Below are 23,867 nucleotides of genomic sequence, written 5' to 3'. Positions count from 1 at the left end.
ACCGTGATACCTAGCGGGAGCCATTAGAGAAACTGGGGCAATCATGGTCCGCCGCCACCTGCCGCTCAACGCGCTCCGCGCCTTCGAGGCGTCGGCCCGCCACCTCAGCTTCACCCGGGCGGCGATCGAGCTCTGCGTCACCCAGGCGGCCGTCAGCCAGCAGGTGAAGCAACTGGAGGCGCGCCTCAACGTTGTGCTGTTCCGCCGCCTGCCCCGGGGGCTGATGATCACCGCCGAGGGCGAGGCGCTGCTGCCGGTGCTGCGCGACTCCTTCGACAGGATGGCCGACATGCTGGAGCGGTTCGAGGGCGGTCATGTGCGCGAGGTGCTGTCGGTGGGCGCGGTCGGCACGTTCGCGGTCGGCTGGCTCGTGCCGCGCCTGCCCCGGTTCCAGGAACGTCACCCGTACGTGGACCTGAGGCTTTCCACCAACAACAACCGGGTGGACATGGCGGCCGAGGGGCTGGACCTCGCGGTCCGGTTCGGCGACGGGGCGTGGCACGGCACCGAGGCCGGCCACCTGTTCGAGGCGCCCCTGTCGCCGCTCGCCACGCCGGAGATCGCCGAGCGCCTGAGGGAGCCGCGGGATCTCCTCGGCGAGACGCTGCTGCGCTCCTACCGGGCCGACGAATGGACCTGCTGGTTCGAGGCGGCGGGGATCGACGCCCCGGCGCCGCACGCCAAGGGCTACGTGTTCGACAGCTCGCTGGCCATGATGGAGGCGGCGCTCCAGGGCCTCGGCGTGGCGTTGTCGCCGCCGCTCATGTTCCAGCGCCACCTCCGGGCGGGACTGGTCGTCCAGCCGTTCCTCGTCGGCACCGCCGTCGGCAGCTACTGGCTGACGCGGCTGAAATCGCGCCCGGAGACCGGCGCGATGGCGGCCTTCCGGATCTGGCTGGCGGAGGAGGCGGCGACGGCGTGACGGCGCCGCCGTCACACGGTCTTCAGCATGCCGCCGTCCACGTGGTAGGTGGAGCCGACGCAGTAGGTCGCCTTGTCGGAGCAGAGGAAGACCACCATGTGGGCCAGTTCCTCCGGCGTGGCGAAGCGCCGGATCGGGGCGTGCTCGTCGGCGACCGACTGGAGGTAGCCCTGCCAGTCCCCGCCGGTGTCTGCGGTCAGCTGGCGGGCGGTCTTGATCCAGTCCGGCGTCAGGATCAGGCCCGGGTTGATGCAGTTCACCCGGATGTTGTCCTTCACCACCTCGGTGGAGAGCGTCTTGGAGAACATCATCAGGGCCGCCTTGGTGACGTTGTAGATCGGCTCGTACCAGAGCGGCTGGACGGCGCAGATCGACGCGTTGTGAAGGATCACGCCGCCGCCGCGCCGGCGCATGCCGGGCACGAGACCGCGGGCGAGCCGGACGGCCGCCATCACGTGCAGGTCGAAATAGTGCTGCCACTTCTCGTCGGGGGCTTCCATGATCGTCTCGTTGGAGCCCGTGCCGGCGTTGTTGATCAGGATGTCGGCGCCGCCGAAGGCGTCCTCCGCGGCGGTCACGATGGCCGCCGTCCCGTCCGCCGTCGCGACGTCGCAGGCGACCGGCACCGCCCGGACGCCGTACCGGTCGGCGATCCGGCTCGCCTCGGCGGCGAGCCGGTCCTCCTGCCGGGCGGCGAGCACCAGGTGGGCGCCCTCGGCTGCCAGGCCCTCGGCCACGGCGAGGCCGATCCCCACGCTGCCGCCGGTGATGACCGCGACCTTGCCGTTCAACCCGAGATCCATGTCGTCCTCCAGAGGCAGGCGCCCCGCCGTCCGCCGGGGAAGTCTACCGTCGGCAAGACCGGACGCGCCTCTCGGTTTTCACGCGCGGCTGCGCGTTTTTTGAACGGCTCGGGCGAGCAGGCGGCCGGACCGGGAGCCCTGACGGGATCAGCGGAAGCGGCCGAGCTTCTGCAGGACCTCGATCTTGTAGCCGTCCGGGTCCTCCACGAAGAAGAAGCGCGCGATCAGGCCGGCATCGGTCTTGAACTCCACGATGGGGCGGATCCTGAAGCCGGCTTCCGTGAAGCGGGCGTGCTCGGCGTCGAGGTCGTTCACCACGAAGGCGAGATGGCCGTAGCCGTTGCCGAGGTCGTAGGCGTCCGTGCGGCCCTTGTTGATGGTGAGCTCGACCTCGAAGTCCGCCTCCGGGCTGCGCATGTAGACGAGCGTGAAGTCGGGGAAGTCCAGCCGGTCCGAGACCGCCAGCCCGAAGGCGCGGCCGTAGAAATCGACCGAGCGCGCCTCGTCGAGCACCCGGACCATGGTGTGGATCGCCTTCGCCATACTGCTTGCTCCTGAAAACGTGTTCCGTCCGTCCGCCCCGGCATTCGGGGCGGATCGGCCCGGCGTCGCCGCGCCGGGCGGGCCGGCGGACGGCGACAGTGCCGCGGACGCCGGCGGGTGTGAAGGTCGGTGTCGCTTGATCGGCGTCCGGCCCCGTCCCACTTAGACCGCACCATGAACGGAGACCAGACAGCATGCGCGCTATGGTGATCACACGGTTCGGCGGGCCGGACGTCTTCGAGCGGCAGGAGATGGATCGTCCCGTCCCCGGGCCGGGCGAGGTGCTCGTCCGGGTCGTCGCGTCCGGGACCAATCCGGTCGACGCCAAGATCCGGCAGGCGGGCACGTGGGCGCAGATCCCGCTGCCGGCGGTGCTCGGCTACGACGTCTCCGGCGTCGTCGAGGCGGTGGGGCCGGGGGTCTCCGGGTTCCGCTCCGGCGACGAGGTGTTCTACACGCCGGAGATCTTCGGCAACCGGCTCGGCAGCTATGCCGAATACACGGTCGCGTCCGCCGCGATCGTGGCCCGCAAGCCCAAGTCGCTCAGTCACGAGGAGGCGGCCGGCATCCCGCTCGCGGGCGGGACGGCCTGGGAGGCGATCGTGCGCCGGCTGGCCGTGCGGCCGGGCGAGACGGTGCTGATCCACGGCGGGGCGGGGGGCGTCGGCTCCTTCGCGATCCAGTTCGCCAAGGCCGCGGGCGCCCGGGTGATCGCGACGGCGAGCGCCGGCAACCACCAGGTCCTGCGCGACCTCGGCGCCGACGTGGCACTGGACTATCGCGACGGCGACGTCGCCGACCGCATCCTGACGGAGGCCGGCGGGCCGGGCGTGGACGCAGCCTTCGACACGGCCGGCGGCAACGTGGGCCTGAGCACCGTCGTGACCCGGCCGTTCGGGCGGATCGCCACCATCCTGCCGCCGACCGGTGACCTCAGCGCCCTCTACACGAAGAACCAGACCCTCCACGGCACCTTCCTGACCCGCGAAGGCGCGCGGCTGCGCGAGATGGCGCCGCTGTTCGAGCGCGGCCAGGCGAGGGTGATCGTGGACGAGGTGCTGCCGCTTGAGGACGTGGGCAAGGCGCACGAGCGCCTGGACTCCGGCCACGGCCGAGGCAAGGTGATCCTGAAGGTCGGCGACTGAGGGCGAGAGACGCTCCGGACGCGGGCCGGGCCGTCGGGGTGGGCGGCCCGGCGGCCGCCTGTCCGACGGGCTGGCTGGGGTCTCTGTGGCGGCCGCTTGCGGCGCGGTTTTGCAAGCTTCTTCACAAAGTCGGGAACACACGGCGGTTTTGCCGGTTGGAGCATCACCCTATTGCCCCACCGGAGGCAGCAATGCAGCGGTCGTCCCGTCTGAGACAAGCCGTACTTGTTTGTTTTTCGCATCTAAGATGGGATTTCGTCTTCCAACGACCACAGCATCTATTGACCCGGGCCGCGAAGAAGTACGCAGTGTACTTTATCGAGGAGCCTCAATATGACGCCTCGATCCGGGCTCCCCGGGTGAACTTCAAGGTGGACGCGAGCGGCGTCACCGTCGTGGTGCCGGTGCTGCCGCCGAACTGTCCGGAGCGGCTGGCGCTGGAGACCCAGCGCCAAGCCCTCAAGAAGGTGCAGGCGGCCCATCGCGGCGCGCCCTCGATCTTCTGGTACTACACTCCGATGGCGCTTCTCTTCAGCGCGGACGCGGATTGCGACCTCTGCGTCTACGACTGCATGGACGAGCTTGCCGCCTTCCGAGGCGCCCCGACGGAGTTGCAGCGGCTGGAGAAGCTGCTGATGACCCGGGCGGACGTGGTGTTCACCGGCGGGCGCAGCCTGTTCGAGGCCAAGAAGAACAAGCACGCCAACGTGCACGCCTTTCCGAGCAGCATCGACGCGAAGCACTTCGCCGTCGCCCGCAGGACCGGCGCGCCCGACCCGGCCGACCAGGCGGGCATCGCCCGGCCGCGCATGGGATTCTTCGGCGTGGTCGACGAGCGCATGGACGTGGATCTCGTGGCGGCGACCGCCGCCGCCCGGCCCGACTGGCAGTTCGTCTTCCTCGGCCCCGTGGTGAAGATCGACCCGGCGGACCTGCCCCGGGCGGAGAACATCCACTGGCTGGGCGGCAAGCGATACGACGACCTGCCGTCCTATCTCGCCCATTGGGACGTGGGCTTCATGCCCTTCGCGATGAACGAGGCGACCCGGTTCATCAGCCCCACGAAGACCCCCGAATTCCTGGCGGCCGGCCTGCCGGTGGTGTCCACCCCGATCCGCGACGTGGTCACGCCCTACGGCGACCGGGGCCTCGTCGAGATCGCCGGGACGGCCGACGAGGTGGTGGCCTCCATCGAGCGCCTGCTCGCCGGGCCGAAGCCGGACTGGCGGGCCCGGGTGGACGCCTTCCTGGCGGACATGTCCTGGGACCGGACCTTCGCCGACATGAACCGCATCATGCTCTCCACCGGCGCCCTGCCGCTCGACGGCACGGAAGCGCCCGCGGACCTGAAGACGGGAGTGCCCCTCGGTGTATGACTGGCTCGTCGTCGGAGCCGGCTTCGCCGGCAGCGTCATGGCGGAGCGCCTGGCGCGGGTGCGCGGAGACCGCGTGCTCGTCATCGACCGCCGCCCGCACGTGGCGGGCAACGCGTTCGACACGCCGGACGCCGCGGGCATCCTGATCCACCAGTACGGCCCGCACATCTTCCACACCAACTCGGAGATGATCTTCGACTATCTCTCCGAATTCACCGCCTGGCGCCCCTACGAGCACCGGGTGCTGGCGATGGTGGACGGCCAGCTGCTGCCGATCCCGATCAACCGCACCACCATCAACAAGCTCTACGGCCTGTCGCTTTCCACCGAGGAGGAGGTCGAGGCCTTCCTCCAGGCGCGGGCCGAGCCGGTGGAGGAGATCCGCACCTCCGCGGACGTGGTGCTCGCCCGGGTGGGACGGGACCTCTACGAGAAGTTCTTCCGCGGCTATACGCGCAAGCAGTGGGGCGTCGATCCGTCCGAGCTCGACAAGTCGGTCACCGCCCGCGTGCCGACGCGGGCCAACGAGGACGACCGCTACTTCGCGGACACGTTCCAGGCGATGCCGCGCGACGGCTTCACGGCCATGTTCCAGCGCATGCTGGACCACCCGAACATCGAGATCCGCCTCGGCGTGGACTTCCGTGAGGTGCGCGACACCATCGACTTCCGCCGGCTGGTCTTCACCGGCCCGGTCGACGAGTATTTCGACTTCCGGTACGGCAAGCTGCCGTACCGGTCTCTCCAGTTCGAGCACGTGACCCGGGACGAGGAGTGGCACCAGCCGGTGGCGGTGGTGAACTATCCGCAGACCGAAGCCTACACCCGGGTGACCGAATACAAGCACCTGACCGGCCAGACCCACCCGAAGACGTCGCTCACCTACGAGTTCCCGAGCGACACGGGCGACCCCTACTATCCGGTGCCGCGCCCGGAGAACGCCGCGCTCTACAAGCGCTACGAGGCGCTCGCGGACGCGGAGGAGAACGTCTGGTTCGTGGGCCGGCTCGCCACCTACCGTTACTACAACATGGACCAGGTGGTCGGGCAGGCGCTCGCCACCTTCCGGCGGATCGACGAGGCCATTCCCAGGCCCGTCCGCACGGCGGCGGAGTGACGTGGTGGCGGGAGGCGGCGCCCAGGACGGGCGCCCCACCGACGGGGGTATCGAGATCTGGGGCGGGGTGGAGGCCACCATCGCCCGGATCGGCGACGACTGGCGCGACCAGGTGTTCGAGACCGGGCACCAGGACCGTCCGGACGACCTGGACCGGATCGCGGACTTGGGCATCACCGCCGTCCGCTATCCGGTGCTGTGGGAAAGCCTCGACCCCCGCCACCCGCACCACCGCGGCTGGGACTGGCACGACGCCCGGATCGACCGGCTCCAGGCGCTCGGGGTGCGGCCAATCCTCGGACTGGTGCACCACGGCAGCGGGCCGGCCGGCACCGATCTTCTCGATCCGGCGTTCGGCGACAAGCTCGCCCGGCATGCGGACGCGGTGGCGCGGCGGTATCCCGACATCACCGACTACACGCCCGTCAACGAGCCTCTGACGACCGCGCGCTTCAGCGCCCTCTACGGCCACTGGTATCCCCATGGGCGGGACCACGGCCTGTTCCTGAAGGCGGTGTTCAACCAGTGCCGGGCGGTGATCCTGTCCATGCGGGCGATCCGGGCCGTGAACCCGGCGGCGCGGCTGGTCCAGACGGAGGACCTCGGCAAGGTGTTCGCCCGTCCGGGCGTGCCGGACCTGGCGTTCCAGGCCGAGTTCGAGAACGAGCGCCGGTTCCTCTCGTTCGATCTCCTGTGCGGGCGGGTCGGCCCCGGCCATCCGCTCTTCCGCGATCTCGGGGCGGCCGGCGTCACCGAGCGGGATCTCGCGGTGTTCCGGGACGGCGACGGCCGCCCGGACGTGTTCGGCATGAACCACTATCTCACCAGCGAGCGCTTCCTGGACGACCGGCTGGACCTCTACCCGGCGCATTTCCACGGCGGCAACGGCCGGACGGCCTATGCGGACGTGGAGGCCGTGCGGGCGGGTCTGCCGGACGACGACGTCGGCCCGAAGGCCCGCCTCCGCGATCTCTGGGAGCGCTACCGCGGACCGGTGGCGATCACCGAGGCCCATCACGGCTGCAGCCGGGAGGAGCAGATCCGCTGGCTGAGGGACTGCCACGCGGGCGCCGTGGCGCTGAAGGCCGAGGGCGCGGACGTGCGGGCGATCACGGTCTGGGCCCTGTTCGGCGTCGTGGACTGGAGTTCGCTCCTGACGCGGCGCAACGGCCACTACGAACCCGGCGCCTTCGACGTGCGCCACGACCCGCCGAGGCCGACCGCCATCGCCCGCCACGTGCGACGGCTGACCGGTCGCGAACGGGAAGACCACGCCACCCTGACCGGGGAGGGCTGGTGGCGGCGGGCGAGCCGCTTCTACGCCCATGTCCGCCCGGACGGAACGCCGGCGCCGCGGGCGGCGGAGACGAGGCGGCTGCTGCTGGTCGGCAGCGGCCGGTCGGCGGTCGGGCGGGGCATCGCGGAGATCTGCGAGATCCGCGGCCTCGACCATGCCTGGAGCGTCGGCCGCGACGACCTCGCGGGCGAGATCGAGGCGGGTCGGGCGTGGGCGGTGGTGGACATCCGACCGCCGCTCGCCGCCCGGCAGGGCGTCAGCGGCGAGCGCCTGGCGGACCTCTGCCGGACGCGGCGCATCCCCTACCTGCTGTTCTCCTCCGAGAAGGTGTTCGACGGCTCGCTCGGGCGGCCCTACGTGGAATCCGATCCGGTGGCGCCCGGCTGCGAGACGGGACACCAGCTGGCCGACCTGGAGCGGCGCGCCCTCTCGGCCCATCCGGAAGGGCTGGTGGTGCGGACGGGGCCGGTGCTGACCGACGCCGGCACGACGGCGCCCGGACACCTGGACGGAGCCCCGGTGCTCGACGCGGCCCTCCACGGCGCCTCCGCGCCGGCGCTCATCCCTTTGACGACCGGCTGCTTCAGCTACCTGCCCGATCTCGTGCACGCGGCGCTCGACCTCCTGGTCGATGGCGCCGACGGCCTCTGGCATCTGGTGAACGACGACGAGGACGACTGGGACGACGTGGTCCGGCGCACCATGGGCCGCGTCGGAGTGACGCTGGACGACGACGGAGCGTCGCGCCTGGCCGACGGCCGCGTGGTGCTCCGGTCCGAGCGGGCGCGGGTGATGCCCGCCCGGGAGAGCGCGCTCGGGCGCTATCTGGCGAAGCACCGGCTGGTGTTGTAGCGGCGCACCACGGCCAAGCAAAACCAGCCGAAATTAAGCTGGGTCTGAAGCTTGGCCATAGATCTCATATGGATCTTCTTCAGGCTCCTCTGTACTTCAGGGAGCCATGAACGCAGCGCGTCACCGTTCAGCCGCGAATCGGGATCATCAGTGACGCCGTTTAGATCCTAAAGCCTAAGCTTCCGCTGCCTTCCCGACCGTCGACGGACCAGAACCGTCCGCGCGGCGCGACCAGGGACTCCGCGGAAGAGGGTGTCCAAGGGGGCGGGGCGATCCCGCACGGGCCGACATGACACATTCGCGTATCTCCCTCGACGGTACCTGGGAGTTCCTCCACGTTTCTGACGACCGCGTTCCGGGGCCGATGGAGGTCCGCTCCATCACGGTGCCGTCGCCCTGGCAGGCGCAGTTCGCCGATCTGCGGATGCGGGCGGGCGTCGGCATCTACCGGCGCATGATCACCCTGCCGGCCGGCTGGAAGCACGACCGTGTGCGCCTGGTGTTCGGGGCGGTGTTCCACAACACCAAGGTGTGGGTGAACGGCACGCCGGTCGGCTCCAACCAGGGCGGCTTCCTGCCCTTCGCCTTCGACGTGACCGAGCACGTGTTCGAGGGCGAGAACGAGATCAAGGTGCGGGTGGAGAGCCCGACCGACAACCCGCTGGAATTCCCCGACACGCCGCTCGCCGAGATCCCGTTCGGCAAGCAGAGCTGGTACGGGCCGCTCTCCGGCATCTGGCAGTCCGTGCACCTGGAGTGCCGCCCCGCCGACCACGTGACGCGTCTGCGCATCCGCCCGGACCTTGCGACCGGCGCGGTCTCGGCGCGCGTCTTCTTCGCCGCGCCGCTCTCGGCGGACACGGAGATCGACGCCGTGGTGCTGGGCCCGGACGGGGCGCCGGTGGCCGCCACCGTGGTGACGGTGCGGGCGGACAGCGATGAGGCGGACCTCGCCTTCACGGTGGACGCCGTGAAGCCCTGGTCGCCCGACCGGCCGGACCTCTACCGGCTGGTGCTGACGGTGCTGCGCGACGGCGCCAAGGTGGACGGCGCGGCGGAGAGCTTCGGCTTCCGCACCATCGAGACCCGGGGCGGGCGCTTCTTCCTCAACGGCGAGCCGCTCTATCTGCGCGCCGCGCTCGACCAGGACTACTATCCGGACACCATCTGCACGGTGCCGTCGGTGGAGTTCCTGGAGGACCAGTTCCGCAAGGCCAAGGAACTCGGCCTCAACTGCCTGCGCATCCACATCAAGGCGGCCGATCCGCGCTACTACGAGGTGGCGGACCGGCTGGGCATGCTGGTGTGGACGGAGCTTCCCAACGGGGGGCTCTCCACCGAGCGCTCCCGCGCCCGCAAGGAGGCCCTCCTCAAGGGCATCGTGGACCGGGACGGCAACCATCCGTCGATCGTCATCTGGACGATCATCAACGAGAACTGGGGCGTGGACCTCGTCCATGACGCGGACCATCGCGCCTGGCTGAAGCGCACCTTCGCGTGGCTCAAGTCCTACGACCCGACCCGACTGGTGGTGGACAACTCGCCGCTGGCGCCGAGCTTCCACGTGAAGACGGACATCGCCGACTACCACTACTACGCCAACATCCCCGACCACCGGGCCAACTGGGACGCCTTCGTGGACCGGCTCGCCAACCGGGAGGCCTTCCTCTTCAGCCCGGAGGGCGACGCGGAGATCACCGGCGAGGAGCCGGTGATCTGCTCGGAGTTCGGCAACTGGGGCCTGCCCGACCCGAAGGACCTCGTCGACGCGGACGGGCGCGAACCCTGGTGGTTCGAGACCGGCCACGACTGGGGCGACGGCATCATGTACCCGCACGGGGTGGAGAACCGCTTCTCCGACTGGAGCCTCGACCGCTTCTTCGGCTCGCTCCGCTCGTTCATCGAGGCGGCGCAGTGGCAGCAGTTCCGCGCCATGAAGTATGAGATCGAGGCGATGCGCCGGCGGCCCGAACTCGCCGGCTACGTCATCACCGAGCTGACCGACTGCCACTGGGAATCGAACGGCCTCCTGGACATGCGCCGGAACCGGCGCGTGTTCCACGACCTGTTCCGCACCATCAACGCGGACACGGTGATCGTGCCCAAGTGGGAGCGCACGTCCTACTGGGGCGGCGAGACCGTCCGGATCGCCTGCGCCATCGCCCACGGCGGAAGCGGCACCCTGGAGGGCGCGCGCCTGGAGTTCGGCGTGTCCGACGTCCACCGAATCGAGGTGCCGGCGGTGGCGCCGGGCAGCGTGGCGGACCTCGGCGCCATCGAGGTGATCGCCCCGCGCGTCGCCACGGCCGAGATGCGCCCGCTCACGCTCCGTCTCGTGGCGGCCGACGGGCGGGAGCTCGCCTCCAACAGCGTGGACCTGTCCCTGCACCCGGCGCGCGCCAAGGCGACCGTGTCGGCGCGGCTCTGGTCCCCGGACGCGGACATCGCCGCGCACCTGTCGGCCCTCGGCTTCAGCATGGCGGACCGGCTGGAGGATGCGGACCTCGTGGTGGCGCGCAGCCACGACGAGGCGATCCGCCGGCACGTGCGGTCCGGCGGCTCCATGCTGCTGCTGCCGGAAGCCGACATGGCGCTGGAGCCGCTGTTCCCGCACTGGCAGAACGTGCGCGTGCAGAACCGCGACGGCACCCACTGGGGTGGCGACTGGGCGTCGTCCTTCGCCTGGCAGCGGCGCACCGGCCCGTTCGAGGCGTTGCCGGGCGGCCCGCTCATCGACGAGAGCTTCGACCGGGTGATCCCGACCCACGTGATCTCCGGCTGCAATCTCATCGACTTCCAGGCCCGCGTCCACGCCGGGCTGGTGGTCGGCTGGGTGCACAAGCCGGTCGCGCTCACCATCGAGCGCGGCTACGGCAACGGCCACTTCGTGGCCTCCACCTTCCGGCTGTTCCGGGACGCCCCGGGCGCCGACCCGATCGCCACCACGCTGATCCAGGGTCTCGTCGCCCTGGCGGTGCGCCGGCGGTCGGACCGGGTGGAGGTGGACGACGCGGCCTGACCGGCCGCACGACCGGCCCAAGGGCTTGATCGGGCTCGAACCGGCCGGCGCTCCGAAGGGGGCGCCGGCCTTCGCTTTTTTTGCCGAGAGGAAGCGATCCGTCCCGGTCGCCCCGGGGCGGTCCGCTGCGCACGCCGGCTTGAAAACCACCAACCGTCAAAGAGATGCGGGAACCAACCGGGCCCGTGCGGCCGTTCGGTAGGGGACGGCCGAAGGATCGCGCCGTCCAAACCGGGCCGTTCTTGCAGGCGGCCACGGCGACAAGACGGAGGCGGCGCCCGATGAAGAGACCTGTAGCGGTCGTCCTGCTCGCGCTCGTCCTGGGCTGGCCGCAGGCGGCGAGCGCCTGTCCGGACACGCTCGACGAGTTCGCCGCCGCCTACCGGATGCTGCACGACACCATCGGCAAGAGCGGTCAGCCGCTGTCGAGCGCCGACGAGCAGACCCTGTCCGACATCGACGCCGCATTCGTGCGGGCGCGCATGGCCGCGGCCACCGGCCGCGCGCAGGCATGCGCGCTGTCGATCCGCGAGGCGGAGCAGCTTATCCGCGATCTGGAGCGGAAGCTCGGCGCAAAATCGGCCGACTAGTTGGTGCGATTGACGGGAACAATGCTCCCGCACCTACGGTTAACGCCATCGATTAACGGCCGAAGGCGCCATTGGGCGACGAGGTTCACTTCCCCGAAGTCCCAGGCACCTGGAGTTCTCGACGATGACCAGCCAGTCCGACGAGCGTTACACTTACGCGGCCGGCGCACGCGCCGGCCGCCTCGGCTGGCTGGAGGCGGGGCTTCCGCTGATCAGGCTGCTGCGGCCGCACCAGTGGGTGAAGAACGCGTTCGTGGCCGCTCCGCTCTTCTTCAATCCCCATGTCATGTCGCTGGAGGCCGTCGGGCTCGTGGCCCTCGGCATCCTCAGCTTCTGCTTCGTGGCGAGCGCGGTCTACGTGCTCAACGACCTCGTCGACCGCGAGTCCGACCGCCTGCATCCGAAGAAGCGCTTCCGGCCCCTCGCGAGCGGGCAGGTGACGCCGGTGGCGGGTTTGACCGCCTTCGTGGTGGTGCTGGCACTCGGCCTTGCGCTCGCCTTCACGCTGGACCCGTCGTTCGGCGCGCTGGTCGGCCTCTATTTCCTGGTCAACGTGGCCTACTGCTTCGCGCTGAAGAACATCTCCATCATCGACGTCCTGACGATCACCTTCGGCTTCGTGCTCCGGGTGGGCGCCGGCGCGACGCTGATCGGGGTCGACGTCAGCGTCTGGATCCTGATGTGCACGGGCCTGATCGCGCTGTTCCTGGCGCTCGCCAAGCGGCGCGACGACCTCACCAAGTCGCTCGGCTCGGCCCATCGCCCGGCGCTGAACGGCTATACCAAGCCGTTCCTGGACGCGGTCACGTCGCTCGTGCTCGGGGCGCTCCTGGTCGCCTACATGATGTACGCGACCGACACGGAAGTCGCCGAGCGGCTTCAGACCGACCAGCTCTACCTCACCATGCCGTTCGTGGTGGCGGGCATCCTGCGCTACCTGCAGATCTCGCTGGTGGAGGAACGCTCCGGCGCGCCCACGGTGGTGGTGCTGAGCGACACCTTCCTGATCGGCTGCATGGCCTGCTGGTTCTTCGTCTTCACCTATCTCATCTACTTCTGAGGGCGCGACGGACGGCGCTCCCCGCGGGGCGGGACCGGCGCGCGGACACGCGCCGCTCCCGCCCCGCCGCCGTTCGGACCGGAGGCGGGAGCGGGGCAGGGCGGAAGAAGGCAATGCGCCGAGACGGCTGGAGCCGCACGGACCTGTCCGGATCCGTTCGTGGCGTTCGGACGACCCCGGTCGGCTGATGATCCCGGTCGGCTGGTGCCGGGTCAGATCTTCATGGTCTTGAACAGGCGCTCCGGGATCGACCGGATGGCGAACATCACCGGCTGCCAGGCCCGCGCCACGTAGACCACGTCGGTCCGCTTCTCCACGGCCGCGTAGATGGCGTTCCCGACCACGTCCGGATCGACGGTGAGGAGGCCGGGGAGGGCCATGCCGGCGGTCATGCGGGTGCGCACGAAGCCCGGCTTGACGGTGACCACGTGGACGCCCTTGCGGGCGAGGCGGTTGCGCAGACCCGACAGGAAGGCCGTGAACGCCGCCTTGGCGGAGCCGTAGATGTAGTTCGTCGCCCGGCCCCGGTCGCCGGCCACGGACGAGATGCCCACGATGGTGCCGCTGCCGCGCGCCTCGAACCGGTTGGCGACGAGGCCGAGAATCAGCGCCGGTCCCTCGAAGTTGGAGCGCATGATCCGCGTCGCCTCCGCGACGTCGCGCTCGGCAGCCCCCTGGTCGCCGAGCACGCCGACGGCGGACACCACCGCGTCCGGCAGGGCCGGAAGGCCGTCCAGGAAGCCGTCGAAGGACGGGGTGTCGAGGGCGTCGAACCGGTGGACGGAGACCGTGGCGCCCGTGCGGGTGCGGATGTCGTCGGCCTCGCGGGTCAGGCCCTGCAGGTCGCGCCCGGCGAGGCGCACGGTCCAGCCCTTGGCGGCGAAGGCGAGACCGGCGGCGCGGCCGATGTCGGAACCGCCGCCGAGGATGAGAACGCTGCGCTGGTCTGGCATGGGTGGAGTCCTCAAAGGCCGAGTCGGTCGGCGAGATGGGAGCGGAGCCGCCGGTCGGGATCGAGCCGTCGGCGGATCGACCGGAAGCCGTCGAGGTCCGGATAGCCGGCCTCGAAGGTCGCCCGCGACTGCTGGCTGTCCTTGGCGAGATAGAGCCTGCCGCCGGCCTCGACGACGATCTCGTCCAGGCCGGCCAGGAAGGAGGCGAGGTCGTCGGTGACCGGGAAGTCGAGGGCGAGCGTGAAGCCGGGCTTCGGGAAGGACAGCATGCCCCAGGAGGGCCCGAGCTTCTTCAGGACGGCCAGGAAGGAGGAGCTGCCCCGCCGGGCGACCCTTTCCAGGATCTCCCCGAGGGCGCTCTCGGCGGTCTCCGGCGGCAGGACGCACTGGTGCTGGACGAAGCCGCGCCGGCCGTAGATCCGGTTCCAGGCGCCGACGCCGTCGAGCGGGAAAAAGTAGGGTCCCGCCGGCACCGTGAAGGGAGCGCCTTCCCGCCGGGCGTTGACCCGGTGGTAGATCCGGTTGAAGACGCCGACGCTCAGCCGGTTGAGGGTGAAGGACGGAAAGTCGAGCGGCACGCTGAGACGCGGGCCGGCCAGGGCCGGGTAGCGCTCGGCCTCCTTCGGGCCGAGCTCGTCCGCGCGGGCGTGCTCGCCCAGGAAGACGAGCGAGCGGCCGAGGTTCCGGCCGCTGGCGAGGGTGTCGATCCAGGCGACCGAATAGGTGGCCTCGTCGCCCGCGTCGAGCGCCCGCATGACGGAGGAAAGGTCCGCGGCCGGGAGGGTGCGCTGGCGGATCCAGCCGCTCTCGACCGGCTTGAGGCGGATGGTCGCCTCCAGGATGGCGCCGGTCAGCCCCATGCCGCCGACGGTCGCCCGGAAGAGCCCCGGCTCCAGGGTGGGCGAGGTCTCCACGGTGGACCCGTCCGGCAGGAGGAGCGTCATCCGCTCGACGCTGGCGCCGAAGCCGCCGTCGCGGTGATGGTTCTTGCCGTGGATGTCCGCCGCGATGGCGCCGCCGACGCTGACGTGGCGGGTGCCCGGCACCACCATCGGGAAATGGCCGCGCGGCAGAACCGCCGCGATGACGTCGCCGAGGAGGGTTCCGGCTTCCACGGTGATCCGCCCGGTCTCGGGATCGAACGACCGCATCCGGTCCAGCTGGCGGATCGACACGGTCCGGCGCACGCCGATGGCCGCGTCCCCATAGGCGCGGCCGTTGCCACGGGCGATCACGCCGTCGGCCTCGGCGAACGCGCCGCGCACCTCCCCGAGCCGCCGCGGCTCGACGAGTTCGGTCTCCAGGTCGGGGTAGCGGCCCCATCCGGTCAGCCGGGTCACGCGCGTCCTCGCTTGAACACGAAGTGCTTGTCCAGGCGATACTTGATCCAGTTGCCGAGGGCGAGTCCTATGACGGCTCCTGCATACTTGGCCTCGGGCGTTCGCCAGATCGTCCAGGCGGCCAGCTCGGTGCCCCAGAAGAGCGCCGTGGTGGCGACGCTGAAGAGGCCGTAGACGAAGATCTTGCGCGCCTCGGCGGAGTGGCCCTCGAACTGGTCCTCGAAGATCCAGCGCTTGTCGAGGGCGTACTTGACGATGAAGCCCACGGCCGTGCCCGCCAGGATGGGGATGATCAGCTGGGATCGGCCAAGCGCCTGGAAGGCGAGCTCCTGGGTGCCGAGGTTGGCGAGGCCGGCGACGACGGCGAACGCCACGTAGCGCAGGAAGATGACCTTCGGGGCGGGCGGTATGCGCTCCGCCTGGTGCAGACTGCTCATGCGGGATGGCGCTCGCTCGGTTGGGGTGGTCGCATTTCGTCCTCGTTCAGGAATCGCCGTCGCGGCGGACCGGTGGGCGCGTCTATTCGGCCGCGACGCTCGACGCGGTCCGGCCGGCGTGGACCGGGCTCTCCGCCCGGATCGCGCCGAGACTCGTCCACAATACCAGGAGCGTGGCCCAGCCATAGACCGATCCGACCGTCGCCTGGACGATCGGCGGCGTGGTGGAAAGCTCCAGGATCAGCGGCACGGGGATGACGAGGAGCAGCCCGGCGACGATCATGGGGGCGGAGGCCGGGCCGGCGAAGAAGACCGGCAGCAGGAAGAGCGTGTAGTGGACCCAGGCGAGCGGCGAGGCCGCGATCGACGCGGCGAGCCCGACGGCGGACGCCTGGAACACCGTCGGCCGCTGTCGGAGCACCCAGAAGGCCAGCATTCCCAGCAGCACCACTCCCGGCACGAGGGCGAAGGGGCCGGCCCCGATGCGGTGGAGGATGCCCGCCATGGAGGCGTTCGACAGGAAGGCCGCGCGCGCCCCGTCGCCGGCCACCAGGTTGGCCCACTGCAGATAGACCTCGGGCCCGTAGAGCGCCACCGGGATGACGGCCAGCACGGCCGCCGTGGCGGCGGCCGCAATCGGCGCCCGCGTGTGTCCGGCGAGGAAGAGGAGCACCGGCCAGACCAGGAAGTTCGGCTTCACGGCGACGACGATGCCGATGGCGATGCCGGCGGCGATCGGCCGGTTCCTGTCGAGGAGCAGCCAGCCGGCGACGCCGGCGAGCACCAGCGGCGTGTAGATCTGCCCGAGCACGAGGGTGTCCCAGAAGCCCGCGAGCGCCGCCGCGAAGAGCACCGGCACGACCCAGCGGCGGTTCGAGAAGCGGTGGGCGAGGAGCGCCACGGTGATCGCGTAGCTGACCGCCGACAGGCTCCACCAGATGCGAAAGGCCTCGTGCGGGTCGAGGAAGGAGAGAAGGTGGAAGAGCGGCAGCGCCGCCGGCGGGTTGAGGTTCGGGTTCCAGATCTCGAACCCGTCCATCACCACCCGGAACGTGAGCGGATAGAGGCCGTAGGGGTCGAGCCCCTCGGCCGCCGCCCGTCCGGACGCCACGAAGGAGCCGAAGTCCCACAGGGTGGGCGTCGGCAGCGCATGGCCGAGGCTCCAGGCGATCACGCCGAGGAAGACGAGGGCGACGCCGCCGGTCGCGGCGGCGCGAAGCAGGACCGGCAGCGCGCGCATCACCGGGCCGCCTTCCGGACCGCGGCGTCCGGCGAGGTCACTTCGACGAGGGAATAGTCGCTGCCGCATTCGACGGGCCGGACCTGAAGCCCGGTCGGCCACTCCGCGCAGGTGCGGTAGAAGGCGATCACGTAGGCGCCCGAGAAGGGCCTGCCGGCCGCCGCCGCCTCCTCCGCCGCGGCCCGCGCCGTGCCGGCCACCCAGTCGTAGTCCTCGGGCCGGAACAGGCGCGGGATGGGATTGCGGTCGAGCGAGCGGAGCCCCGGCTCGGTGGGCGCGAACACCAGCGGGTTCTGGCCCGCCCGGGCGAACAGGTTCGGCACCAGGGCGCCCCGATCGAGCGCGGCGTAGCCCGCCGTGTGTTCGTGCGCGGGCTTCGCGCGGCGGGTCGCGGTCCAGTCGCCGAGTTCGAAATGGTGGCCGGTCGCGCCCACCACCAGGGCGTTGTCCGGCACGGCCTCGAAGGCCTCGCGGATCTCGCGCAGCCGCTCGCCCTGCTGGGCCCAGTCGTCCACCAACACGACGGTGCGGGCGCCGAGGAGGACCAGGATGGCGGCGCTTGCCAGCAGGCTGCCGGTGCGGCCCAGGCGCCAGGTCGGCCCGAGGGACGCGATGGCCATGAAGGCGGCCGCGATCACCACCCGGGCGTCCAGGAAGAAGGACCCGAGCGCCGAATAGGGCAGGACCAGCACGAGGCCGGCGAAGACGAGCGCCACGAGGCCGAGCCCGAGATCGATCCGCAGCCGCCGGGACAGGAGGCCGACGGCCACGAGGCCGAGCACGCAGAGGAGGACGGGCGTGTCCATCTCCGGGTTGCCGGACGACAACACCCGGCTGAACGGCGAGAACTTGCCCCAAGTGCTGAAGTCGAACCGCGGGTCGAGCGGCAGCCCGCTCGACGGGCTGATCGCCAGATAGAGCGCGATGGTCGGGGCGAATTGGAGCGCCGACGCGATAAGCCGCCCCACCACCGCGGCGAAGGTGTCGAAGCGGTGCCGCCAGGCCCGTACCAGTTCCACCACCGCGATCGCGATGGCGAACAGCCCGAAGGCGACGAGGTGGGCGAAGAAGATGACGAGGCTGAAGGCCGCCCCGGCCGCCAGCCGCTGCCACGCCGGCCGCCGGTCGAGCGCCAGCCAGGCGGCGAGGCCCCAGGGCAGGATCGCCAGGCCGAGCATGTAGTTCAGAAAGCCCCAGAACATCATCTCGTTGGTGAGGAAGATGGCGGCCAGCAGGCCGAAGGGGCCGAGCCGCCCGAAGGCGACCCGGTTCAGCACCACGATGCCGCCGAAGGTGAGGCCGAAGATCGCCGACACCAGGATGCGGCCGGCCGCCTCCGCGCCGATCGCCTTGGCGAGCACCATCAGGATGATGTCGGACAGGACGTTCGGGATCAGCAGGCTGTCGAACCGGTAGTGGTCCTGCAGCCGCTGGGTTTCGGCGAACCGGTTCATGGCGTCGATGCGCGCCAGATGGTTCGGATAGTCGAACAGCGGCAGCATGTCGGCCGCCGCCAGGGGGAGGAGGGCCACGAGAAGGGCTGCCGCCGCCGCCGACAGAACCACCGACCGGTCGCTGAGCCCGGATCGGAAGGGACGGTGTCGGGTGACGCGGGTTCCGATGATGACGTCGCTGGCGCTCACCCGTTGCCCACTCGCTCGAGAAGATCGAAGGCATGAACCGCCGGCACCGCTGTTTTGTTCATGGCTGATTTACCTCGCCTGCGAGCCGCCGGCGGCCGGCAGGGCGCCGGTGGGCGTCTCGTCAACCTGAACGAGCGTCGCGCGCATCAGCACCACCGTGTATGGATTCCAGGTGGACATCAGGAAGTAGATCGTCGACGTGAACGGGTAGTCGGAGCGGGTGAGCCGGTCAATCAGGTAGGGGCCGTAGGACTCGCCGAGGACGCCCGGCGTGTGCGGGTCCGACACGATGGGGCAGGCCGGGCCGATGCCGGCCGCGATGATCGGCGGAGTGGGCCGGTTGACGAAGCCGCAGCCCTCCCGGTCGAGGTTGGGGTCGAACAGCGCCTGCGGGCTCGACCAGGGGCCCCAAGGGCTTTCGGCGGTGCGGATCTCCGTCCGGGCGCGCGGGCCGCCGCAGGTGTAGAGCAGCAGCCACTTGGAAAGATGCGCGTTCCAGCCGGCCGAGAACTCGCCCATGCACGGCTGTTCGAACAGAGGCGCGCTGTCGGCCTCGTTCTCCGACCAGCGCGGCGCACCCGTGGCCGGGTCGACCCCGGCGAAGTAGCGCAGAGCCTGCGGATCCTCCACGGCCGCCTGCGGCGTCCAGGCGAGGAAGGGGCTGCTGCGGCGGAACTCCGACGTGCCGAAATAGAAGACGCCGGGCGCCGCCGGGTCCGGCGCGTCCTTGACGGCGCCCCCCTTCACCAGCACCGGCGAGACGTGGACGAAGCGCTCCTGCGACAGGTCGAACAGGCGGCGGAAGGTCCAGCCGTCGTCGTCGGACCGGGCGAACACCGACCGGTTGGACGGCCCGCGCCCGGGCACGTCGCTGGTCGCCAGCAGGTACATGCGCCCGTTCAGGCTGAACCCGCCGCTCGGCACGGCGAACGCGCCCGCGTAGATGCCCGGGATGGTGATCGGCCGGAAGCCGCCGTCCTGATCTCTGACGAACTCCAGCTGGAGACAGTCCTCCCCGTGCCGGGTGTCGCTGAACGCGATGGAGTCCGCGTCTCGCGGCCTGATCATGCCGTGGCTCGGGTGGGTGTCGCCGAACGCCACGACGAGCCGGCCCTCGTGTTCGAACGAGGCGCCGAGGTCGGTGCCCCAGAAGCGGGCGCGCGTCTCGGTCTGGTTGAGGGTGGGCGCCGCCCGTTCCCGGTCGAACTCGCCGACAACCTGGCAGACCTTGCCCACCGACCGCTGGTCGAGCAGGACGGTGTCGGCGGCCGACGGAGCCGGGAGCGCGGTGGCGACGACGCACAGGAGGGCGCTGGTGAGGACTTTGGATCGCATGGCTCTTGGGGGCTGTTGGTCCGCCGACCGGGGCTGGGTCAGGGCTGGACCGGCGACCGCCCCTGGCGGGGCCGCGTCACCTCGACGATCGAATACGCGCCGCCGCAGACTGCCGGACGAAGCGGCAGGCCCGACGGCCACTCCTTGCACGTCGTCCCGAACGCGGCGACGTACAGCGACTGCCCCGGCAGGCCGGCCTGGTCCAGCTCGGCCCTGACCTTCGCGGCCCGGAACAGCAGCGCCCGTTGGCCGGCGGACGAGGACGTCCGGTGGATCGGCCCGAGCGAGATGGCCTTCAGCATCGCCGAAGGCGGCGAGAACACCACCGGGTTCTGGCCGGCCTTGGCGAACATGGCCGGCACGATCGCGTCGCGGCGGACGGTGGCCCAGGACGCGGTGTGTTCGTGGGGAGGATTGATCGTTCGGGTGTAGAACCACCCGGTCCCGTACTCGAACGGGGCGGCCGTCGCCGAGATCACCAGGCCGCCGGTCGGCAGCTGGTCGAGGCCGGCGATCATGTCCTTGATCTCGCGATCCGCCGCCGTCCAGGTCAGGACCACGAGCGCGGTCCGCGCGCTGGCGAGGACGAACACGGCCGCCCAGCCGACACGGTCGGCCGCCGGGCCGCCCCGGGTCTGGATGCCGGCGAGCGCCAGGAAGGCCACCGCCGTCGCGATCCGGTTATCGACGAAGAAGGAATGCATCAGCGAATAGGGCAGCACCAGGAGGCACGCCGCGAAGGCCGCCGCGATGGCGCCGAGCCGGGGCTCGACGCGGATGGTCCCGCGCCGCCACAGGACGCCGAGCACGGCGAGGGTGGCGATCAGCACGGCGGCGTCGGTCACCGGGGCGCCCGACGACAGGAGCCGCGTGAAGGGCGAGATCTTCTCGAACGGATGGTAGTTGAAGAGCGGCGCCGCCGGCAGGCCGCCCGCGTTCAGCGCCACATGATGCGCGAGCGCCGGCAGGAACACGGACGCCGACAGGGCGAGCCGCTTCGCCACCCGGCGCCGCGCCGCCTCGAGCGGCTTCATCGCCGGGTCGAGCGCGATGTCGGTGATCTCGTAGGCGGCGACGGCGACGGCGAACAGGCCGAACGCCACTAGGTGGCAGAACAGCAGCAGCATGGCCAGCACCGCGGCCGTCAGGAGCTGAAGGGCGCGCGACCGGCGACCGAGCCAGACCCACGCCGTGACGCCCCAGAGAAGGCCGGCGAGCCCGAGCAGGTAGTTGAGAAAGCCCCAGTGGAGCATCTCGTTGTAGAGGAAGATGGCCACGAAGGCGGGCCAGGGCTCCAGCCGCCCCGTGACAGTGCGGCCGAGGGCGAGCGCGCCCGAAAGGGTGGCGCTGACGATGACGAGGAGGACCACGCGCCCGGCCGCCTCCGCGCCGACGAGGTGAGTGAGGCCGACCAGGGCGAGATCCGTGCTGACGTTCGGGATCAGGTAGCTCGCCCGTTCGAACCAGTCCGCGAACACCGAGCCGCCGTCCATGGTGGCGAGCACGTGGGCCCGGGACACGTGGTTCGGATAGTCGAAGATGGGCGGATAGGCCGTGAGCGCCACGGGCAGGCAGGCGAGGAACATCAGGAAAGCCACCCGCGTGGCCACGAGGCGGTGCGCCGCAGTGGCGGGTGTCGCCGGAGGGCGAGCCTCCGTTCGCGATAGTGCGTCCATGCTGAACCCCGGGCGTGGCAGACCGCGCGTTAACCATGTCCTCCGGCGTATGTTCCAGAGCTGGCGGAACTGCAGGCGCGGCGAACGCCGAGAGGCCCGGCGACCGCCCGGTCGAGCCCGTCCGATCGGCGGTCCTGCGGAGTAAAAGCCGCGCCCGAAGGCTGGCTAACATAGGTTAGCTGATTGAAAAGTGGAACATATTTGCCTCAAGGACAGTTGGATGGCCACGGCCCGACGTTCCCCTGTGGAGCAGTGGCCGGCAACGAATCGGTCACGACTACGATGAAGCTTCCCATTGTCTTCCAGGACGTGGAACGCGAAGCTTCTCGTCCGGGTGAAACGACATCGAGGTGCAGAATGCAACGCGTATTCTACTACTCCGACAACAAGGAATTCGTCGTCTCGTGTCGTCCGGAGGAGAAAAACAAAACTTCGCTCCCGACGAACCGGGAGGCCGCTCGCGCCGAGACCCTGATCGCCGCCGAGCGCAAGGCGATCCCCGCTCCGACCGAACACCGGAAGACGCAGTGATGGCGGGGCTGCGCTACACCATCCGCCCGCACGGCCGCGGGTGGGCCTATTTCCTCGGCCCCTGCCATGCCGGCGAGTCCGCCACGCGCGAGGGCGCCATCAAGGCGGCCGTCCATGCCGGTCAGGCGGTGCTCCGGTCCGGTCTCTGCACGGTCGTGACCGAGGACGACGGGTCGTTGGCGGTGATCGTCAGCCGCGCCGGCAGCGCCGCCAAGGTCGGCCGGTTCATCCCGCGCGCGGAGAAGCCCGCGGCATCCGGAGCCGGCCTCGCCGGCTGACGGGAGGGCGGCCTTCCGCCGCTCTCCGACGACGTCGACCGACTTCGACCATCAAGCAGCCGGGAGGCGCCCGGGCGCTCTCCAAGGTAATGATCTGGAGCGATGTCTTGCCGACCTGACGAGACCGTCAGGTCGGCAAGCGCTCTGGCGCCCGGACTCCGCCCGGCTCGTTCGATCAGCCGCCGTCGGTGGCGGCGCCACCCGGTCCGGTCACCGGAGGCACGCCGCCGCCTTCGCCGCCGGCGCCGCCCTCGCCCGTGGTCGCGGGCACGCCCGTGTTCGGAAGGTCCGGCGCCTGCTCCTGGACCGCCGGTCCGTCGGGCCGCCGGTTCCCTTCGTCGAGGGACTCGGTGTTCTGGGCGCCCACCATCATCAGGACGAAGCCGATCACCACGATGGCGATCACCGCCAGGCCGATGAGCGTGTAGGACGAAGAACGTCTGGCCATTGGTCACCTCTCTGCTGCCGTTCGTCGGTCGAACGGCCGGACGGGCCGTTTGTTCGAGAAACCGCCCGCCCGGGACCGCGCGCCGCGCCGACCGGTGCTCCTGTTGCCGGCCGCGCCCGGCGCGGGTCACTCGCCGATGGTCATGGCGGCCCCGAACCCGAGGGCGGCGACGAAGTGGTTCCAGTCGGCGATCCGCAGGGCGCCGCCGGTCGCCTTGCGGTGGCCGCTGCCGTAGGACTCGTCCGCTCCGGGCGGCGCCCGCTCCGCCAGGAAGGCCACCAGGTCCACGTCGAGCGCCGTGCGGGCGGCGAAGTGCACCCAGCCGGGCCGGAAGCCCGCGTTGGCGGCGAGAACGATGCGGTCCTTCAGCCGCCCGGCCCAGGCCTGCGCGACCAGCGGGTGCACCTGGCAGCCCGAGGAGAACAGGATCAGCGCCACGTCGCCCGCCAGCTTCGGCGCGACCCGGCGGGCGCGCTCCAGCTCCGCCCGGACCTCGTCGCGCGCGGCGATCAGCGCCCGGGTCTCCGGCCGGTCTCCGGAGACGATCTCCTTCGGGCCGTCGGCGGTGAGCAGGAGGTCGAGCGCCGGCGTGACGTCGCCCCGGCTCGACCGGCGCGGCTGGTTGACCAGGGTGGCGGCGGCGCGCAGGGCGGTCGCGCCGAAGCGCTTGCGGGCGTCGTCCCACTCCGGCAGGCCCGCCTTGTCGGCCATGTCGCCGGCGATGCCGAGGCCCGCCAGCCAGACCAGATCCTCCGCCGGGGCGAGCGCCGCGACCGCCCGGTGGGCGAGCGTGCTCGACGTGGGCTCCGGGACGACGCCGTGGCCCGAGATCACCACCGCATCGTCCGGCATGCCGCGCGGCACGTGGTGGTCGATCACGACGGTCGGTACGCCCGGTCGGATCGGTCCGGACCGGACGCCGAGGTCGGCCACTACGAGCCCGCCGATGGTCCGGCCCATGAGTTCGGCGCGGATCGGGTCCGACCAGGGCGTCTCGCCGCGGCCGAGAATGCGGATCTGCGCCGGCCGCCCGGCCCGGCCGAGCCCGCGCGACAGGACCGCCGCCGCGGAGAGGCCGTCCGCGTCGTTGTGGCTGACGATGAGAACCGGCCCGTCGCCGAAGGTGGAGAGCGCGGCCCGGAACGTTTCGCCCGTCGTCACGCGGGCGTCCCGGCGGCCGGCAGGCGTGACGGTTCCGGAAGACGTGGCCGAGCGGATCCAGCCATGAGGCACCTCGATCGCGGGACGGGCGGAAAGCTCGC

Annotated in this window: 21 protein-coding genes; 10 read left to right on the top strand and 11 right to left on the bottom strand. The window is 70.8% G+C overall.

Features of this window, described 5'->3' with window-relative positions; all coding sequences use genetic code 11:
• The first annotated feature begins 43 nt into the window (after positions 1 to 43).
• A complete protein-coding gene (locus HND91_RS08050) occupies positions 44 to 922 on the top strand; it encodes a LysR family transcriptional regulator (RefSeq protein WP_181706029.1) in 879 nt (292 codons plus the stop codon).
• An 11-nt stretch (positions 923 to 933) separates the two neighbouring features.
• Here HND91_RS08050 and HND91_RS08045 read toward each other — a convergent pair whose 3' ends face one another.
• Complete coding sequence (locus HND91_RS08045; protein WP_181706028.1) at positions 934 to 1,725, bottom strand: SDR family NAD(P)-dependent oxidoreductase; 792 nt, start codon at positions 1,723 to 1,725, stop codon at positions 934 to 936.
• Between the two features lie 147 nt (positions 1,726 to 1,872).
• Positions 1,873 to 2,268, bottom strand: coding sequence for a VOC family protein (locus tag HND91_RS08040; protein ID WP_181706027.1), 396 nt, complete (start codon positions 2,266 to 2,268; stop codon positions 1,873 to 1,875).
• Positions 2,269 to 2,462: 194 nt separating this feature from the next.
• Between HND91_RS08040 and HND91_RS08035 the strand changes: the two genes are divergently transcribed.
• The 7 genes from HND91_RS08035 (at position 2,463) to HND91_RS08005 (ending at position 12,724) form a co-directional block, all read left to right on the top strand.
• On the top strand, positions 2,463 to 3,413 hold the full coding sequence (locus tag HND91_RS08035; protein WP_181706026.1) for a zinc-dependent alcohol dehydrogenase family protein: 951 nt from the start codon (positions 2,463 to 2,465) through the stop codon (positions 3,411 to 3,413).
• Positions 3,414 to 3,721: 308 nt separating this feature from the next.
• The gene (locus HND91_RS08030; protein ID WP_343057210.1) at positions 3,722 to 4,789 is read left to right on the top strand and encodes a glycosyltransferase; all 1,068 of its coding nucleotides are present in this window, start codon (positions 3,722 to 3,724) and stop codon (positions 4,787 to 4,789) included.
• Positions 4,782 to 5,906, top strand: a complete 1,125-nt coding sequence (gene glf, locus HND91_RS08025) for a UDP-galactopyranose mutase (protein WP_181706024.1) — start codon at positions 4,782 to 4,784, stop codon at positions 5,904 to 5,906. Before HND91_RS08030 ends, glf begins: the two co-directional genes overlap by 8 nt.
• 4 nt (positions 5,907 to 5,910) lie before the next feature.
• Positions 5,911 to 8,055, top strand: coding sequence for a family 1 glycosylhydrolase (locus HND91_RS23205; RefSeq protein WP_343057209.1), 2,145 nt, complete (start codon positions 5,911 to 5,913; stop codon positions 8,053 to 8,055).
• Positions 8,056 to 8,344: 289 nt separating this feature from the next.
• Entirely contained in the window at positions 8,345 to 11,074 is a 2,730-nt protein-coding gene (locus HND91_RS08015; protein ID WP_181706023.1) for a glycoside hydrolase family 2 protein, read from the top strand.
• A gap of 281 nt (positions 11,075 to 11,355) precedes the next feature.
• On the top strand, positions 11,356 to 11,664 hold the full coding sequence (locus HND91_RS08010; RefSeq protein WP_181706022.1) for a hypothetical protein: 309 nt from the start codon (positions 11,356 to 11,358) through the stop codon (positions 11,662 to 11,664).
• A 124-nt stretch (positions 11,665 to 11,788) separates the two neighbouring features.
• Positions 11,789 to 12,724 (top strand): decaprenyl-phosphate phosphoribosyltransferase, encoded by a 936-nt coding sequence (locus HND91_RS08005; RefSeq protein ID WP_181706021.1) that lies wholly within the window; start codon positions 11,789 to 11,791, stop codon positions 12,722 to 12,724.
• Between the two features lie 212 nt (positions 12,725 to 12,936).
• On the opposite strand, the gene HND91_RS08000 is transcribed toward HND91_RS08005, so the two are convergent.
• The 7 genes from HND91_RS08000 to HND91_RS07970 form a co-directional block, all read right to left on the bottom strand.
• Positions 12,937 to 13,677, bottom strand: a complete 741-nt coding sequence (locus HND91_RS08000) for an SDR family oxidoreductase (RefSeq protein ID WP_181706020.1) — start codon at positions 13,675 to 13,677, stop codon at positions 12,937 to 12,939.
• 11 nt (positions 13,678 to 13,688) lie between these two features.
• The gene (locus HND91_RS07995; RefSeq protein WP_181706019.1) at positions 13,689 to 15,017 is read right to left on the bottom strand and encodes an FAD-binding protein; all 1,329 of its coding nucleotides are present in this window, start codon (positions 15,015 to 15,017) and stop codon (positions 13,689 to 13,691) included.
• Positions 15,014 to 15,454, bottom strand: coding sequence for a GtrA family protein (locus HND91_RS07990; RefSeq protein ID WP_181706018.1), 441 nt, complete (start codon positions 15,452 to 15,454; stop codon positions 15,014 to 15,016). The genes HND91_RS07995 and HND91_RS07990 overlap by 4 nt, the downstream gene beginning before the upstream one ends.
• Before the next feature lie 82 nt (positions 15,455 to 15,536).
• A complete protein-coding gene (locus HND91_RS07985) occupies positions 15,537 to 16,694 on the bottom strand; it encodes a glycosyltransferase family 87 protein (protein WP_181706017.1) in 1,158 nt (385 codons plus the stop codon).
• On the bottom strand, positions 16,694 to 18,337 hold the full coding sequence (locus tag HND91_RS07980) for a hypothetical protein (protein ID WP_181706016.1): 1,644 nt from the start codon (positions 18,335 to 18,337) through the stop codon (positions 16,694 to 16,696). The genes HND91_RS07985 and HND91_RS07980 overlap by 1 nt, the downstream gene beginning before the upstream one ends.
• A 69-nt stretch (positions 18,338 to 18,406) precedes the next feature.
• Positions 18,407 to 19,672 (bottom strand): DUF4185 domain-containing protein, encoded by a 1,266-nt coding sequence (locus HND91_RS07975; RefSeq protein ID WP_181706015.1) that lies wholly within the window; start codon positions 19,670 to 19,672, stop codon positions 18,407 to 18,409.
• Positions 19,673 to 19,710: 38 nt separating this feature from the next.
• Positions 19,711 to 21,282 (bottom strand): hypothetical protein, encoded by a 1,572-nt coding sequence (locus HND91_RS07970; RefSeq protein WP_181706014.1) that lies wholly within the window; start codon positions 21,280 to 21,282, stop codon positions 19,711 to 19,713.
• Between the two features lie 348 nt (positions 21,283 to 21,630).
• Here HND91_RS07970 and HND91_RS07965 point away from each other — a divergent pair, with 348 nt between their 5' ends.
• Positions 21,631 to 21,879: a hypothetical protein gene (locus HND91_RS07965; RefSeq protein ID WP_181706013.1), complete on the top strand. Its 249-nt coding sequence runs from the start codon at positions 21,631 to 21,633 to the stop codon at positions 21,877 to 21,879.
• On the top strand, positions 21,879 to 22,157 hold the full coding sequence (locus HND91_RS07960) for a hypothetical protein (protein WP_181706012.1): 279 nt from the start codon (positions 21,879 to 21,881) through the stop codon (positions 22,155 to 22,157). The genes HND91_RS07965 and HND91_RS07960 overlap by 1 nt, the downstream gene beginning before the upstream one ends.
• 175 nt (positions 22,158 to 22,332) lie before the next feature.
• On the opposite strand, the gene HND91_RS07955 is transcribed toward HND91_RS07960, so the two are convergent.
• Positions 22,333 to 22,605 carry a hypothetical protein gene (locus HND91_RS07955; RefSeq protein ID WP_181706011.1) on the bottom strand — a complete coding sequence of 91 codons (273 nt, stop codon included), beginning with the start codon at positions 22,603 to 22,605 and terminating at the stop codon, positions 22,333 to 22,335.
• Between the two features lie 126 nt (positions 22,606 to 22,731).
• The gene (locus HND91_RS07950) at positions 22,732 to 23,766 is read right to left on the bottom strand and encodes a single-stranded-DNA-specific exonuclease RecJ (RefSeq protein ID WP_181706010.1); all 1,035 of its coding nucleotides are present in this window, start codon (positions 23,764 to 23,766) and stop codon (positions 22,732 to 22,734) included.
• Positions 23,767 to 23,867 lie beyond the last annotated feature (101 nt).

Source organism: Chthonobacter rhizosphaerae (assembly GCF_013839525.1).
Lineage (GTDB): Bacteria > Pseudomonadota > Alphaproteobacteria > Rhizobiales > Pleomorphomonadaceae > Chthonobacter > Chthonobacter rhizosphaerae.
Note: the sequence above shows the minus strand (reverse complement) of the source record. Positions and strands in the feature narration are given on the sequence as shown.

Excerpts from the sequence above, each read along its gene's own strand:
- HND91_RS07975 (WP_181706015.1), bottom strand. The coding sequence starts at position 19,672 with ATGCGATCCAAAGTCCTCACCAGCGCCCTCCTGTGCGTCGTCGCCACC.
- HND91_RS08005 (WP_181706021.1), top strand. The coding sequence starts at position 11,789 with ATGACCAGCCAGTCCGACGAGCGTTACACTTACGCGGCCGGCGCACGC.
- HND91_RS08050 (WP_181706029.1), top strand. The coding sequence starts at position 44 with ATGGTCCGCCGCCACCTGCCGCTCAACGCGCTCCGCGCCTTCGAGGCG.
- HND91_RS07985 (WP_181706017.1), bottom strand. The coding sequence starts at position 16,694 with ATGCGCGCGCTGCCGGTCCTGCTTCGCGCCGCCGCGACCGGCGGCGTC.
- HND91_RS08015 (WP_181706023.1), top strand. The coding sequence starts at position 8,345 with ATGACACATTCGCGTATCTCCCTCGACGGTACCTGGGAGTTCCTCCAC.
- HND91_RS08045 (WP_181706028.1), bottom strand. The coding sequence starts at position 1,725 with ATGGATCTCGGGTTGAACGGCAAGGTCGCGGTCATCACCGGCGGCAGC.
- HND91_RS08000 (WP_181706020.1), bottom strand. The coding sequence starts at position 13,677 with ATGCCAGACCAGCGCAGCGTTCTCATCCTCGGCGGCGGTTCCGACATC.
- HND91_RS08035 (WP_181706026.1), top strand. The coding sequence starts at position 2,463 with ATGCGCGCTATGGTGATCACACGGTTCGGCGGGCCGGACGTCTTCGAG.
- HND91_RS07960 (WP_181706012.1), top strand. The coding sequence starts at position 21,879 with ATGGCGGGGCTGCGCTACACCATCCGCCCGCACGGCCGCGGGTGGGCC.
- HND91_RS08010 (WP_181706022.1), top strand. The coding sequence starts at position 11,356 with ATGAAGAGACCTGTAGCGGTCGTCCTGCTCGCGCTCGTCCTGGGCTGG.
- HND91_RS07965 (WP_181706013.1), top strand. The coding sequence starts at position 21,631 with ATGAAGCTTCCCATTGTCTTCCAGGACGTGGAACGCGAAGCTTCTCGT.
- HND91_RS07990 (WP_181706018.1), bottom strand. The coding sequence starts at position 15,454 with ATGAGCAGTCTGCACCAGGCGGAGCGCATACCGCCCGCCCCGAAGGTC.
- HND91_RS08040 (WP_181706027.1), bottom strand. The coding sequence starts at position 2,268 with ATGGCGAAGGCGATCCACACCATGGTCCGGGTGCTCGACGAGGCGCGC.
- HND91_RS07955 (WP_181706011.1), bottom strand. The coding sequence starts at position 22,605 with ATGGCCAGACGTTCTTCGTCCTACACGCTCATCGGCCTGGCGGTGATC.